Genomic DNA, 501 nt, shown 5'->3' on the forward strand with positions numbered 1-501 from the left:
CCGGCGCCGAACGGCAGGACCACATCCGCAATGCCGAGCTTCGCGTACGGGTCGAGCAGCAGCGTGCCGATGTGCATGGCGAGGAGCACGACCGCGAGCAGGCTCGCGCCGCGGTGCACGGCGCCGATCGCGAAACCGGGCAGACCCGCGAGGCCGCGACCCGAGCGGGCCACGATGCCGAGGACGACCGTCAGGGTGAGCAGCAGCAGGCACGTGGTGCCCGTGCCCCGGGCGGCGTACCAGAGGGCTTCGGTGCTCATCGGCCGGAACCTCTCGGCCGTGTCGCCGATCCAGCGGACGCGACTCGGGTTCCATCCTCGGCGGGCGGAGCCGTCTCGGCCCGGTCTACCCGGACCCCGGCTACTCCGGCTCCGGCTACTCCGGCCCCGGCCACCTTGGCCCGGCTCGGGGCGGGCCAGCCAGCGGTCGTGACGATCGAGCCGTCCGTGGCGACGAGCCGTGCCGGCATCCCGATCCGGCGCAGCCAGCCCACCGCCGCGG

2 pseudogenes are annotated in these 501 nt (G+C 74.9%); both read right to left on the reverse strand.

Annotated features, from left to right (window positions below):
* A pseudogene (locus tag AC08OX_RS15470) lies at positions 1 to 260 on the reverse strand (ferric reductase-like transmembrane domain-containing protein); the annotation flags it as partial.
* A pseudogene (locus AC08OX_RS15475) lies at positions 257 to 501 on the reverse strand (FAD:protein FMN transferase); the annotation flags it as partial. The pseudogenes AC08OX_RS15470 and AC08OX_RS15475, both read right to left, overlap by 4 nt.

Source organism: Frankia sp. CoBUL1, assembly GCF_978021245.1.